At 40.0% G+C, this 12,641-nt stretch carries 15 protein-coding genes; 9 read left to right on the top strand and 6 right to left on the bottom strand.

The window, feature by feature from the left end; genetic code table 11:
• Positions 1–14: 14 nt before the first annotated feature.
• From OCF96_RS01450 to OCF96_RS01430, 5 genes are all read right to left on the bottom strand, one after another.
• Positions 15–647, bottom strand: a complete 633-nt coding sequence (locus tag OCF96_RS01450; protein WP_261445382.1) for a GNAT family N-acetyltransferase — start codon at positions 645–647, stop codon at positions 15–17.
• Positions 648–781: 134 nt separating this feature from the next.
• On the bottom strand, positions 782–1,081 hold the full coding sequence (locus OCF96_RS01445; protein ID WP_000767189.1) for a DUF1827 family protein: 300 nt from the start codon (positions 1,079–1,081) through the stop codon (positions 782–784).
• A 58-nt stretch (positions 1,082–1,139) separates the two neighbouring features.
• Positions 1,140–1,592 carry an NUDIX hydrolase gene (locus OCF96_RS01440; RefSeq protein ID WP_020902950.1) on the bottom strand — a complete coding sequence of 151 codons (453 nt, stop codon included), beginning with the start codon at positions 1,590–1,592 and terminating at the stop codon, positions 1,140–1,142.
• Positions 1,593–1,723: 131 nt separating this feature from the next.
• Entirely contained in the window at positions 1,724–3,982 is a 2,259-nt protein-coding gene (locus tag OCF96_RS01435; RefSeq protein WP_261445380.1) for an ATP-dependent Clp protease ATP-binding subunit, read from the bottom strand.
• A 230-nt stretch (positions 3,983–4,212) separates the two neighbouring features.
• Positions 4,213–4,443: a DUF1797 family protein gene (locus tag OCF96_RS01430; protein ID WP_000443570.1), complete on the bottom strand. Its 231-nt coding sequence runs from the start codon at positions 4,441–4,443 to the stop codon at positions 4,213–4,215.
• A 190-nt stretch (positions 4,444–4,633) separates the two neighbouring features.
• Between OCF96_RS01430 and OCF96_RS01425 the strand changes: the two genes are divergently transcribed.
• The 5 genes from OCF96_RS01425 (at position 4,634) to OCF96_RS01405 (ending at position 8,911) form a co-directional block, all read left to right on the top strand.
• Positions 4,634–5,317 (top strand): amino acid ABC transporter permease, encoded by a 684-nt coding sequence (locus OCF96_RS01425; protein ID WP_004256547.1) that lies wholly within the window; start codon positions 4,634–4,636, stop codon positions 5,315–5,317.
• Entirely contained in the window at positions 5,317–6,051 is a 735-nt protein-coding gene (locus OCF96_RS01420; protein ID WP_004256549.1) for an amino acid ABC transporter ATP-binding protein, read from the top strand. Before OCF96_RS01425 ends, OCF96_RS01420 begins: the two co-directional genes overlap by 1 nt.
• Before the next feature lie 177 nt (positions 6,052–6,228).
• Complete coding sequence (locus OCF96_RS01415) at positions 6,229–7,086, top strand: bifunctional methylenetetrahydrofolate dehydrogenase/methenyltetrahydrofolate cyclohydrolase (protein ID WP_261445361.1); 858 nt, start codon at positions 6,229–6,231, stop codon at positions 7,084–7,086.
• A 137-nt stretch (positions 7,087–7,223) separates the two neighbouring features.
• Positions 7,224–8,045, top strand: coding sequence for a phosphate ABC transporter ATPase (locus OCF96_RS01410; RefSeq protein ID WP_261445360.1), 822 nt, complete (start codon positions 7,224–7,226; stop codon positions 8,043–8,045).
• Between the two features lie 14 nt (positions 8,046–8,059).
• Positions 8,060–8,911 carry an NAD(P)H-hydrate dehydratase gene (locus tag OCF96_RS01405; RefSeq protein ID WP_261445358.1) on the top strand — a complete coding sequence of 284 codons (852 nt, stop codon included), beginning with the start codon at positions 8,060–8,062 and terminating at the stop codon, positions 8,909–8,911.
• Between the two features lie 24 nt (positions 8,912–8,935).
• Here OCF96_RS01405 and OCF96_RS01400 read toward each other — a convergent pair whose 3' ends face one another.
• Entirely contained in the window at positions 8,936–9,121 is a 186-nt protein-coding gene (locus tag OCF96_RS01400) for a hypothetical protein (RefSeq protein ID WP_143952243.1), read from the bottom strand.
• Between the two features lie 231 nt (positions 9,122–9,352).
• On the opposite strand from OCF96_RS01400, the gene rpiA reads away from it, so the two are divergent.
• Genes rpiA through OCF96_RS01380 form a run of 4 tightly spaced genes read left to right on the top strand, consistent with a single transcriptional unit; the run spans position 9,353 to position 12,639 of the window.
• The gene (rpiA, locus tag OCF96_RS01395; RefSeq protein WP_143952242.1) at positions 9,353–10,036 is read left to right on the top strand and encodes a ribose-5-phosphate isomerase RpiA; all 684 of its coding nucleotides are present in this window, start codon (positions 9,353–9,355) and stop codon (positions 10,034–10,036) included.
• Positions 10,037–10,059: 23 nt separating this feature from the next.
• Complete coding sequence (locus OCF96_RS01390; RefSeq protein WP_261445351.1) at positions 10,060–11,271, top strand: phosphopentomutase; 1,212 nt, start codon at positions 10,060–10,062, stop codon at positions 11,269–11,271.
• A 1-nt stretch (position 11,272) separates the two neighbouring features.
• Positions 11,273–11,833 carry a DUF1697 domain-containing protein gene (locus OCF96_RS01385; RefSeq protein WP_261445350.1) on the top strand — a complete coding sequence of 187 codons (561 nt, stop codon included), beginning with the start codon at positions 11,273–11,275 and terminating at the stop codon, positions 11,831–11,833.
• Positions 11,830–12,639, top strand: a complete 810-nt coding sequence (locus tag OCF96_RS01380) for a purine-nucleoside phosphorylase (RefSeq protein ID WP_000143375.1) — start codon at positions 11,830–11,832, stop codon at positions 12,637–12,639. Before OCF96_RS01385 ends, OCF96_RS01380 begins: the two co-directional genes overlap by 4 nt.
• The last annotated feature ends 2 nt before the right edge of the window (positions 12,640–12,641 follow it).

Genomic DNA, 12,641 nt, shown 5'->3' with positions numbered 1-12,641 from the left:
GAACCAAATCTTTTTTATTTATTTATTGTTTTTAAAAATGCCCAGTTACCAATTGATTTTGATCCGTATTCTAAGTCCATATGGTCCAGTAATACATAATCATTTTTTTCGTAGAATGAGGCATTTCTTGCTGTGCTTGTAATGAGGTCCAAGTGCTTACAGCCTTGTGATTTGACATAGGGTTCAATTCCTTGTTTCAAAAATGTACTGCCTATTCCCAGCCCTTTATTTGATACATTGACAGCTAAGGCCATCAAATACCAATCAAACTCTCCAGATTTTTCTAAATGTTTTTTGGAACGTTTTACAAAGTCAAAGTATTTAAAAAGATTTTGTGGTCGAATGTAGCGAAAAATGTTTGTTCCACCATTTCGTAGATAGGATAGTATACAGAAATCCTTTTGTTGCAAAAGGGCAACTGCTAGTAATTCTCCATCTTGTTCCGAAACTAAACAGTTTCCTTTTTGAATATAGACTCTGGTAAGCATTGTTTGCATCGCTTCTACAAACGCAGGATAGGAATCAGGTTTCTTTAAATCATCAGTTATAATCGTTAAAAAGGGATAGTCAAGAAAAGACTTGGCTAATAATTTTCCAATTTTTTTGCTTTCTTCAATTCTTGCCTCTCTATATATGATGTGTCCCATGTTTGTCTCCTTAATTATCTATAAAATCTTGTATGATAAGATTTCAAGATAAAAAATTGGAGATGATTTAAAAAGATAAATAAACCTAATTTTGTTCCATAAGGTTCAAAGTACTTTCTAATCTCTCCAAGATTTTATTTGGTCGGAATTGAAATTCCAATTAATTTTTCTGAATAGAGGGTTTTGATATTGGCCTCATCAATAGAGTCCTTATCAATTTTACGTTTCAAGAAAAATTCTTGAATAGCTTCGATTTCAGGTTCGCGGATAGCGCGGTGTTTGTTTGAGATGAGGATTTCATAGTGAAGCGGAGCTTGGGTAAAAATAACATCGGTATTCCCTGCAGAATAGACCTCAACAAGGGTTGCGTCTGTACTTTCTAGCTGGCTTTTAACAAGTTGCGAGTGTGAGTTTGTCGTATTGATTAGCTTCATAACATTTCCTCCGATTTTCTAATTCTATTATAGCACTTTTTGAATAAAGTAGCTTGATTTAGTCAATCTTATGCTGTTTTTTCCAAGATTGGATTGCCCATTTATGGCTACCACGTTTGAGATTTTCAATAGCCTCGTCAATAGGGAACCAGGCGATATGATTAAAGTCTTCTAGTGGCTTTTGCACTTCTTTGAAAGAAGTCGCTTCATAGAGGTAGGCAGGATTGTAGTAGTAGGTGTCACGATGACGAGAGTAGAAATATTCGTCAGCTTGTCCGTAATAGGCACCAATTTCAGCTGTGAAGCCAAGCTCTTCAATCAATTCACGTTTTAGGGCTTCTTGATGATTTTCACCTGCTTCAATTTCACCACCAGGTAAGAACCAAGCGCCATTAGGTGCTTGAACAAGAACAATTTGTTTTTGTTCAGCATCAGGGATAACTGCATATACGCCATAGCGTGACACATAGTCTGTATTTGCTTTCTTTTCTCCGAAAGTTGGGTTTGCCATTGCATTTTCCTCATTATCTAGTATCGTTATTATTATCATAATGGACAAAGGACGAGCTGTCAAGAAATTACAGTTATTTTAGTAAAAAAGAAGCAGAAACATTTCATTTTCTACTCCTTTTTTATAGAAATTTATTTTTCTTTTTCAGAAGTTTTTACTTCAGCTTTTTTGGCAGATTTGATTTGAATGTTGCCCTTGCTGGTCATAACTGCCTTGAGGTCTTTTTCGCTTGGATTTTCAAGGTAGTAGTCAGTGATTAAGTCCTCGATATAGTCTTGAATAGTACGACGAAGTGGGCGCGCCCCCATTTTTGGATCATAACCGAGGTCAACTAATTTTTCCTTGACCTTGTCAGTTACATCCAAATGAATGTTATTGCTAGAGAGGCGTTTGTTAACATCTGCTAACATGAGCTCGACAATCTGAAGGAGGTTGACCTTGCTGAGAGCCTTAAATTCGATAATACCATCAAAACGGTTCATAAACTCTGGACTAAAGAAGTTGCCGAGTTCACCGAGAACAGAGTTGGTACGTCCTTCTCTAGCAGCACCAAATCCAACGCTGGCTTCTGCCTTACCTGTACCTGCATTTGAGGTCATGATAATGATGGCATCCTTGAAGCTAACGGTACGTCCTTGCCCATCTGTCAAATGACCATCGTCTAAGACTTGTAGAAACATGTGCATAACATCTGGATGGGCTTTTTCCACTTCATCCAAGAGGATAAGTGAGTAGGGATTACGGCGGACTTTTTCAGTTAATTGCCCAGCCTCATCGTAGCCAACATAACCTGGAGGGGCACCAACTAATTTAGCTACACTGTGTTTTTCCATATATTCACTCATGTCAAAGCGAATCATACTGTCAGCAGAACCAAAGAGTTCGATAGCTAGTTGTTTGGAAAGTTCTGTCTTACCGACACCAGTTGGTCCGACAAAGAGGAAGCTTCCAATTGGACGGTTAGGCGTACCGAGACCGACACGATTACGGCGAATAGCCTTGGCAATCTTATCGACTGCATCATCTTGGCCAATAACATGAGACTTGAGATCTTCGGCTAGGTGGATGAGTTGAGATTGTTCTTTCTCTTTCAAATCGCCAACAGGAATGTTGGTTTTCTGCTCGATAATGTGCTCAATGGTTTTTTCACTGATGATAGGAGTATCCTGGTCTGTGACCTTTTTCTTTTGCATTTCCTTATACTTGGCAATCTGGTCGCGGAAGTAGGCAGCCTTCTCAAAATCTTCCTCTCGTGTAGCTTGAGATTTGAGATTTTCAGCCTCAATCAAGCGCTGATCGATCACTTTAGGATCAACAAAATTCAAGGTCAAGTTCATCTTAGAACCCGCTTCATCTAAGAGGTCAATGGCCTTGTCAGGCAAGAAGCGATCTTGGATGTAGCGATTTGAAAGAGTTGCGGCTGCTTCAATTGCGGCATCGGTGTACTGAACGTGGTGGTAGTCTTCGTATTTCTTTTGAATCCCTTTGAGGATAGTGATTGTTTCTTCCACTGTTGGTTCATCGACTTTAACCGGTTGCATACGACGCTCTAGGGCCGCATCTTTTTCAATGATACGGTATTCATTGAGGGTAGTAGCACCGACCAGTTGCAGTTCCCCACGAGCAAGGGCTGGCTTGAGGATATTTCCTGCATCCATATTGCCATCGCCAGCAGAACCAGCACCAACAATTTCATGGATTTCATCGATAAAGAGGATGATGTCCTCACGTTTGCGAATTTCTTCCATGAGTTTTTGCATGCGTTCTTCAAATTGTCCACGGATACCCGTTCCTTGAACTAGGCTAACCACATCCAGACGGATGACCTGTTTGCCTTGTAGTTTATGTGGAACGTCGCCATCAACGATTTTCTGAGCTAGACCTTCGACAACGGCCGTTTTTCCGACACCTGGTTCACCGATAAGAACAGGATTATTCTTGGTTCTACGATTGAGAATTTCGATGACACGGATAATCTCATCGTCGCGCCCAATAACGGGGTCAATATCTCCACGACGAGCAATTTCAGTTACGTTGATACCAAATTCTTCCAGTAGGCCTTTTTCTTGGCTTGGTGGAGGAGTTTGAGCAGGTCCACGATTTTGGGAACCATAACCGCCATTTCCACCGTAACCTCCACCTGATTGGGTTGGGGGAGTCGGAGGAGTATTGTTAGAAGGCCTGAAATTGTTTAGGTCATTGAAGAAATCACCAAAGGGATCAAAGTCACGATTGTTCAGATCCGTAATACCTTTAAAGAGGCTATTGTTAGGATCTGTCTTGATAATCTTATAGCAGTTTTGACAGAGGTCAATTTGTTTTTGCTTTCCATTGAGATTGGTATAAAGATGAATCGTTGAGTCGTTGATTTTACAGTTTTGACAAAGCATACATCTACCTCATTTCTTTCTTTAGCCTGACCTGTTTAATGGTCAAAAATAGTCAAATTTCTATACTCTCATTATAACAGGATTGGGGTGTAAAGCAAGTAAAAAGATTGCAGCTTTGAGAAGTTGTTACAATGAAAATTTTTGAGATTTTAGGGAATAAAAAAATCCTATTTGTGAGACAAAAAGGATTTTGGTTAGACATGCAGGGTGTAATCCCAGCTTGTTTTGTATTAGTAAAGGAGTTCGTAAATCTCCATTGCAATCAAGTCAATGCTATCAAACGTATAAGTTTCGCGAGCTTCGACATCACGAAGGGTAAAGATTGAGCCGTTTTCTTCGTCGTGACTGTATGCAACTTCTGCAACAACAACTCCTTCGCGTTCAAAATTACGTTTTAAATTTCCGCCGTCTTTTGCCATTGCTTCAAGGCGGTTGATGATTCTAACCAAATGTGATTCCATTTTGATTCTCCTTCATTTCTTATCGTTACTATTTTACCATAAAGGAGGCCAACTTGCCTAGAAAAAACTAAGATTTCTCGCTAATTCTACTAGCTTAAAGTTTTTTTGAATAAATTAGACAAAAGATTTGAATTTTAATTCAATTGATGTTATAATCATACAGTATTCTATTTTAGAAAGCAGTGTGACTATGAATTTTTCTTTTTTACCTAAGTATTTACCTTATTTTAACTATGGGGCTGTTGTGACGGTTCTCATTTCTATCTGTGTTGTCTTTTTGGGAACTATTTTGGGTGTTGTCTTGGCTTTTGGGCAACGTTCAAAGTTTAAACCGCTTGTTTGGCTAGCCAACTTGTACGTTTGGATTTTCCGCGGGACGCCAATGATGGTTCAGATTATGATTGCCTTTGCTCTTATGCATATCAATGCTCCGACTATTCAGGTTGGGATTTTAGGTGTTGACCTTTCTCGTCTGATTCCAGGGATTTTGATTATTTCTATGAACAGTGGTGCTTATGTTTCTGAGACTGTTCGGGCTGGGATTAATGCGGTTCCTAAGGGGCAGTTAGAGGCGGCCTATTCTTTAGGGATTCGTCCTAAAAATGCGATGCGCTATGTGATTTTGCCACAAGCTATCAAAAATATTTTGCCAGCATTGGGGAACGAATTTATCACTATTATCAAGGATAGTTCCCTCTTATCAGCTATCGGTGTTATGGAGTTGTGGAATGGAGCTACAACAGTTTCTACAACAACCTATCTACCTTTAACACCACTTTTATTTGCAGCCTTTTACTACTTGATTATGACCTCTATTTTGACAGTAGCCTTGAAAGCTTTTGAAAAACGAATGGAACAAGGAGATAAAAAATAATGACAGAGACCTTGATAAAAATTGAAAATTTACATAAATCTTTTGGAAAGAATGAAGTATTGAAGGGCATCAACCTCGAGATTAAAAGAGGAGAAGTTGTCGTTATCATTGGTCCTTCAGGAAGCGGAAAATCTACCTTGCTTCGTTCTATGAATTTGTTGGAAGAAGCAACAAAAGGGAAGGTTATCTTTGAGGGAGTTGATATTACGGACAAGAAGAATGACCTGTTTGCCATGCGTGAGAAGATGGGCATGGTTTTCCAACAATTTAATCTCTTTCCTAATATGACTGTGATGGAAAATATTACCTTGTCTCCTATCAAGACCAAAGGTGAAAGTAAGGAAGTTGCAGAGAAGAGAGCTAAGGAGCTTTTGGAAAAAGTTGGCTTACCAGATAAGGCAACTGCTTATCCACAGAGTTTGTCAGGTGGCCAGCAACAGCGGATTGCTATTGCGCGTGGCTTAGCTATGGAACCAGATGTTTTGCTCTTTGACGAGCCAACTTCAGCCCTGGACCCTGAAATGGTAGGTGAAGTGTTGGCTGTTATGCAAGACCTAGCCAAGTCAGGAATGACCATGGTTATCGTAACACATGAGATGGGATTTGCTCGTGAGGTGGCAGACCGTGTCATCTTTATGGCAGACGGTGTGGTTGTTGAAGACGGAACACCTGAACAGATTTTTGAACAAACTCAAGAACAACGGACTAAAGACTTCTTGAGTAAGGTTTTATAAGTTAGCTTTGTTTAGCTATTTGTAGCCAACTTTACATATAAAATATAGATTAATGAAAAGCTCGAACCGAGCTTTTTCTTATAGTTTGAAACTATAGGGTTGCCTAAGAAAGAAGTGTTAGAGGGGACTAGCAGTTTTTGGTATAATGGAAGATATTTGAAAGAAAAGAGAAGTGATATGACACAGATTATTGATGGGAAGGCTTTAGCGGCCAAATTGCAGGGGCTGTTGGCTGAAAAGACTGCAAAATTAAAGGAAGAAACAGGTCTAGTACCTGGTTTGGTAGTGATTTTGGTGGGAGATAATCCTGCAAGCCAAGTCTATGTTCGTAACAAGGAACGTTCTGCTCTTGCGGCTGGTTTCCGTAGTGAAGTTGTGCGAGTTCCAGATACCATTACTCAAGAGGAATTGTTAGACTTGATTGCCAAATACAATCAAGATCCAGCTTGGCATGGAATTTTGGTCCAGTTACCATTACCAAAACATATTGACGAAGAGGCAGTTTTATTAGCTATTGATCCTGAAAAGGACGTAGATGGTTTCCATCCCCTAAACATGGGGCGTCTTTGGTCTGGTCATCCAGTCATGATTCCTTCTACACCTGCAGGAATTATGGAAATGTTCCATGAATACGGGATTGACTTGGAAGGTAAAAATGCGGTCGTCATCGGTCGTTCCAATATTGTTGGAAAACCTATGGCCCAGCTTCTTTTGGCAAAGAATGCTACAGTGACTTTGACCCATTCACGTACTCATAATCTTGCCAAGGTGGCTGCTAAAGCAGATATTCTGGTTGTTGCAATCGGTCGTGCCAAGTTTGTGACTGCTGACTTTGTAAAACCAGGTGCAGTTGTCATCGATGTCGGGATGAACCGCGATGAAGATGGTAAGCTCTGTGGGGATGTTGATTATGAGGCAGTTGCCCCACTTGCTAGCCATATTACGCCAGTTCCTGGAGGTGTCGGTCCTATGACCATTACCATGCTGATGGAGCAAACTTATCAAGCAGCACTCCGGACATTGGATAGAAAATAAGAGAAAAATTTTCTGAGGAAAGTGTATTTTCTATAGCTATATCTAAAATGGCAGAAATGAATATTAAATTTTAGAAATAAGTTTATAAAAGGAGGTATGCGCCTCCTTTTTGTTGTATAATGGAGTGAGGTGATTAGATGATTTTAAAAATTTATAATGGGGAATATAGTTTACAATGGGATGGAATATACTACTTAGCACTGATTGATTATCCAAATATTCAAGAATGGGAATTAGAAAAAATTGCTAAATTTATAGCTTACGAAAAGCTTCATAAACGTCAAACAAATATTGAGTGTGCTGATTCTTGTTTAAAAAAAGAGGTTTTAGATTACATCTTTCAGCATTCCTTTCTGCCACCATTTACCCCTACAGATAAAATAGTAGCCTCGACTTATGATCTATATAAGAGCTTAGTGACTTCAGACTACTGTAGTCATACTACGACTATAGATGCAGCAATTTCTATATTTAAAACAGGCCAGCTCTTGTCTGCTGTGAAAGCCTTTGGGCGAGATGCTGAGGAGTTGGTTTTGGATAGTCGAAATGCTGCATCGGATCCGATAGATTATTTTGACTATGTCATGTTAGGGTGGTCAAATACAAGTTCTGGTTATCGATTAGCGATGGAACGTTTATTAGGTCGAGCTCCTTCAGAGAAAGAATTACAAGACAAGTTTATTCCTGGAGTGAGTTTTCATTTTATCTATACAGATTTGATTAAACTTACTGGTTATATTTTTGATGGCTACCATGTTGCAAAAATTAAGGACATGTTGAATTTATTTAGTGAGTTATATATTTGCATTATTCCAACTCATAATAAGAGCCAATTTGAAAATATTATTCCAACTAAAATACAAGATAGGGTGCATTATCTTGAATATGCTGGAGAAGACTTAGAAGAGTGGACTAAGAAAGTCTATCAAGTTGTTTTAAAACAATCAGATAAAGGATAGTTGAGGAAAAAACGATGAAAGTTATTGATCAAACCTTACTAGAAAAAGTCATTATTGAACGTTCTCGTGCAAGTCATAAAGGAAACTACGGTCGTTTGCTGTTGCTAGGTGGTACCTATCCTTATGGTGGTGCCATCATCATGGCTACTTTAGCAGCTGTAAAAAGCGGTGCAGGATTGGTGACTGTTGGAACAGATAGGGAAAATATCCCAGCTTTGCACAGTCATTTACCTGAGGCTATGGCCTTTTCTCTTCAAGACCAGCAATTGTTAAAAGAGCAATTGGAGAAGGCAGAAGTTGTCCTGCTGGGGCCTGGTTTACAAGACGATGCTTTTGGAGAAGATCTAGTCAAACAAGTCTTTGTTAATTTAAGCCAAAAACAGATTTTGATTGTAGATGGTGGTGCCCTGACCATTCTTGCTAGAACAAGTTTATCATTTCTATCTAATCAGCTTATCCTAACTCCCCACCAAAAAGAATGGGAAAAGCTGTCTGGTATTACGATTGAAAATCAAAGCGAAGATGCAACAGCTAGTGCCCTGACTTCTTTCCCTCAAGGAACAATTTTGGTAGAAAAAGGTCCAGCTACTCGTATTTGGCAAGCTGGCCAATCTGATTATTACCAGTTACAGGTTGGCGGTCCCTATCAGGCGACTGGGGGAATGGGAGATACTCTTGCTGGAATGATTGCAGGATTTGCAGGCCAATTCCGACAGGCCAGTCTCTATGAACGTGTGATAGTAGCGACCCATCTTCATTCAGCCATAGCCCTAGAACTATCTCAAGAAAATTATGTGGTCTTGCCGACGGAAATCAGCAGTCATCTTCCCAAAATAATGAAAAAAATATCTCAAAAAGGCACCTGATCGTTTCAGGCGCCTTTATATCTTTTAGAAAAATCCTTTAATCTTTCCAACGAGGCCATCTATACCTTCTGAACCAGAAATCAACTGCTGAGCTTGGGAGAAGTATTCTCCAAGCTGTTCTTGATTTTCTGCAACAAATGTTTTTGCAGCTTCGAAATCTTTTGTTTCGATTAATTCTTTTACTTGGTTAAACAAATCTAATGGGTTCATTCTATTTCTCCTTTTCTGTACTTAACTATTTAATCATCTTTATGATAAAAAATCAACTGTTGTTGCTTTTGGCTAGGACCTGTTTTTATCTACAAGTTCTCATAACTAAGATTCTAACTACCAAAACAAGGTGGACATAAAAATAAAAATGTTCGGTTTTTTCTAGTGTATCCATGAAATAAAAACGGATACATGGTATAATAGAAATAGCTCTTTAATGGAGGTGTTTGAGTGGAAAATCTGAAGAAAATGGCAGGTATCAAGGCTGCTGAATTTGTCAATGATGGCATGATTGTCGGACTGGGAACGGGTTCTACTGCCTATTATTTTGTCGAAGAAATTGGTCGTCGTATCAAGGAAGAAGGGTTGCAGATTACAGCTGTAACGACTTCTAGTGTGACTAGTAAACAGGCTGAAGGGCTTAATATCCCACTCAAGTCTATTGACCAAGTAGACTTTGTCGATGTGACAGTCGACGGGGCGGATGAAGTGGATAGTCAGTTTAATGGAATCAAAGGTGGTGGTGGTGCCCTTCTGATGGAGAAGGTTGTTGCAACGCCCTCAAAAGACTACATTTGGGTAGTGGATGAAAGCAAGCTGGTCGAGAAACTAGGTGCTTTTAAATTGCCAGTAGAAGTAGTTCAGTATGGCGCAGAACAAGTATTTCGTCGTTTTGAGCGAGCTGGCTATAAACCAAGTTTCCGTGAAAAAGACGGTCAACGTTTTGTGACAGATATGCAGAATTTTATCATTGACCTTGCCTTGGATGTCATTGAAGATCCAATTGCCTTCGGGCAAGAATTGGACCATATCGTTGGTGTCGTAGAACACGGTTTATTCAACCAAATGGTGGATAAGGTCATCGTTGCTGGACGAGATGGGGTTCAGATTTTAACTTCAACAAAAGCAAACTAATCAACATAATAAGGAGATACACTATGTCAAAATTTAATCGTATTCACTTGGTGGTACTAGATTCTGTGGGAATTGGTGCTGCACCAGATGCTAATAACTTTGTCAATGCAGGGGTTCCAGATGGGGCTTCTGACACATTGGGACACATTTCAAAAACAGTTGGTTTGAATGTGCCAAACATGGCTAAAATCGGCCTAGGAAATATTCCTCGTGAAACTCCCCTTAAGACTGTTCCAGCTGAAAGCAATCCAACAGGTTATGCAACAAAATTGGAGGAAGTATCTCTTGGTAAGGATACTATGACTGGACACTGGGAAATCATGGGACTTAACATTACGGAGCCTTTCGATACTTTCTGGAACGGATTCCCAGAAGAAATCTTGACAAAAATCGAAGAATTCTCAGGACGAAAAATCATTCGTGAAGCCAACAAACCTTACTCAGGAACAGCTGTTATTGATGACTTTGGACCACGTCAGATGGAAACTGGAGAGTTGATTATCTATACTTCAGCTGACCCTGTTTTGCAAATTGCTGCCCACGAAGATATTATTCCTTTGGACGAATTGTACCGTATCTGTGAATACGCTCGTTCGATTACGCTTGAGCGTCCAGCCCTTCTAGGACGTATCATTGCTCGTCCTTATGTAGGTGAACCAGGTAACTTCACTCGTACAGCAAATCGTCGTGACTTGGCCGTATCTCCATTTGCACCAACTGTTTTGGATAAACTCAATGAAGCAGGTATCGATACTTATGCTGTTGGTAAAATCAACGATATCTTTAACGGTGCTGGTATCAACCATGACATGGGCCACAACAAGTCAAACAGCCATGGAATTGATACACTATTGAAGACCATGGGCCTTGCTGAATTTGAAAAAGGATTCTCATTCACAAACTTGGTTGACTTTGATGCCCTTTACGGCCACCGTCGTAATGCTCACGGCTACCGTGATTGCTTGCATGAGTTTGATGAACGCTTACCTGAAATTATCGCAGCCATGAGAGAGAACGACCTTCTCTTGATTACTGCGGACCATGGAAATGACCCAACGTATGCAGGAACAGACCACACTCGTGAATATATTCCATTGTTGGCCTACAGCCCTGCCTTTAAAGGAAATGGTGTCATTCCAGTAGGACATTTTGCAGATATCTCAGCGACTATTGCCGATAACTTTGGTGTTGAAACTGCCATGATTGGGGAAAGTTTCTTAGATAAATTGGTATAAGATGACGCGCTATGCTTTACTTGTTCGGGGCATTAATGTCGGTGGGAAAAATAAAGTTGTCATGGCGGAGCTTCGGCAAGAACTGACAGAGTTGGGACTGGAAAAAGTTGAAACCTACATCAACAGTGGCAATATTTTCTTTACTTCGACAGATCCCAAAGTCCGATTGGTTGAAAAGTTAGAGGCTTTCTTTGCAGTCCATTATCCATTTATTCAGAGCTTTTCTTTGCTGAGTCAGGAAGATTATGAAGAAGAGCTGAATAATCTGCCAGATTGGTGGATCAAAGATTTGGCACGAAAGGATTTCCTCTTTTACACTGAGGGATTGGATGTTGTTCAAGTCATTGAGACAGTTGAATGTTTGGAATTGAAAGATGAAATCGTTCATTTTGGAAGACTTGGGATTTTCTGGGGGAAATTCTCTGAGGAATCCTACTATGCAACTGCCTATCACAAATACTTACTCAAGATGCCTTTTTATCGCAACATCACCATTCGTAATGCTAAAACTTTCGACAAAATCGGTCAAATGCTAAAAAATAATAAAGGAGACATACAATGACATTTTTAGATAAAATCAATGAAACTGCTGCCTTCCTGAAAGAAAAGGGTATCCTAGCGCCTGAGTTCGGTCTAATCCTTGGATCAGGACTTGGAGAATTGGCAGAAGAAATCGAAAATCCAGTTGTAGTAGATTATGCAGATATCCCAAACTGGGGCCGTTCTACAGTAGTCGGACACGCTGGGAAATTGGTATATGGAGAACTTGCAGGTCGTAAGGTCTTGGCTCTTCAAGGTCGTTTCCATTTCTACGAAGGCAATCCTCTGGAAGTTGTGACCTTCCCAGTTCGTGTGATGAAAGTCCTCGGATGTGAAGGTGTCATTGTAACCAATGCAGCTGGTGGTATTGGTTATGGGCCTGGCACTTTGATGGCTATCTCAGACCATATCAATATGACGGGGCAAAACCCATTGATGGGTGAAAACTTAGATGAATTTGGTCCTCGTTTCCCAGATATGTCTAAGGCCTACACACCAGAATACCGTGCTACTGCCCATGAAGTGGCTAAAAAACTTGGTATCAAACTTGATGAAGGTGTCTATATCGGTGTTACTGGTCCGACTTATGAAACACCAGCAGAAATTCGTGCCTATAAGACACTGGGAGCTGATGCAGTCGGTATGTCTACTGTTCCTGAAGTTATTGTAGCAGCCCACTCTGGCTTGAAAGTTCTAGGAATTTCATGTATTACTAACTTTGCAGCTGGATTCCAAGAAGAACTCAACCACGAAGAAGTTGTAGAAGTGACTGAACGTGTTAAAGGTGATTTCAAAGGTTTGCTTAAAGCAATTCTTGCTGAATTGTAATC

This window comes from Streptococcus mitis (assembly GCF_946190065.1).
Taxonomy (GTDB): Bacteria; Bacillota; Bacilli; order Lactobacillales; family Streptococcaceae; genus Streptococcus; species Streptococcus mitis_DE.
This window is presented reverse-complemented; position numbering and strand designations above follow the sequence as displayed.